1 protein-coding gene is annotated in these 1,027 nt (G+C 72.2%); it reads left to right on the top strand.

Annotated features, from left to right (window positions below):
• Nucleotides 1-1,027, top strand: a 1,027-nt coding sequence (locus K8638_RS44265) for a condensation domain-containing protein (protein WP_223760825.1), incomplete at both ends; no start/stop codon positions are given.

Raw genomic sequence — 1,027 nt, 5'->3', positions numbered from 1 at the left:
AACGACAAGGTGGACCGCAAGGCCCTGCCCGCTCCCGACGCGGCGCGGGCCTCCCCGGCCGAGTCCTACGTCGCCCCACGCAACGCCACCGAGGAGAAGCTGGCGGAGCTGTTCGCGGACGTGCTGCGGCTGCCTCGCGTCGGTGCCACCGACCACTTCTTCGAGCTGGGCGGCCACTCGCTGCTGGCCACGCAGCTCGTCTCCCGCCTGCGCTCCGCGATGGGCGTGGAGTTGCCGCTGCGAGCCCTCTTCGAGGCGCCCACCGTGGCCGCCCTCGCCGCGCGCATCGAGGCCGCGCACCTGGAGCGGAATGAACGTTCATTCCAGGCCCCCGCCCTGGTGGCGCGGGGAGCGGCCACCCACACTCCGGCGCTGTCCTTCGCGCAGCAGCGCCTGTGGTTCATCGACCAGCTCCAGCCCGGTAGCTCCGCCTACAACATGCCCTCACCGGTGCGCCTCACCGGCGCGCTGGACATCGCGGCGCTGGAGCGTGCCGTTTCGGACGTGGTGGCCCGGCATGAGGTGTTGCGCACCACCTTCGCCTCCGGGCAGGGCGAGCCCGTGCAGGTCATCCACCCCTCCACGGACTTCTCGCTGCCCGTGGTGGACCTGAGCGCGCTCCCGGCCGAGCAGCGCGAATCCGAGGCCCGGCGTCTGGCCACGGAGGAAGGCGTTCGCCCGTTCGACCTCACCCGGGGGCCCCTCTTCCGCGTGTCTCTGCTACGGCTGACGCCGGAGGACCATGTGCTGCTGCTCAACATGCACCACATCGTCTCCGACGGCTGGTCCATGGGCATCCTCATCCGTGAGCTGGCCGCCCTCTACGAGGCCCACGCTTCCGGCCGGACGCCCCAGCTCCCGCTGCTGCCGGTGCAATACGCCGACTACGCGGTGTGGCAGCGCGGCTGGCTGCGCGGAGAGGTGCTCGACGCGCAGCTCGGCTGGTGGAAGCAGCAGCTCGGCGACGCGCCCCAGGCACTGGAGCTGCCCACCGACAGGCCCCGCCCGCCCGTGCAGACCTTCCGCG

The sequence above is a fragment of the Myxococcus sp. RHSTA-1-4 genome, from assembly GCF_020037125.1.
In the GTDB taxonomy this organism is placed as follows: domain Bacteria; phylum Myxococcota; class Myxococcia; order Myxococcales; family Myxococcaceae; genus Myxococcus.
Note: the sequence above shows the minus strand (reverse complement) of the source record. Positions and strands in the feature narration are given on the sequence as shown.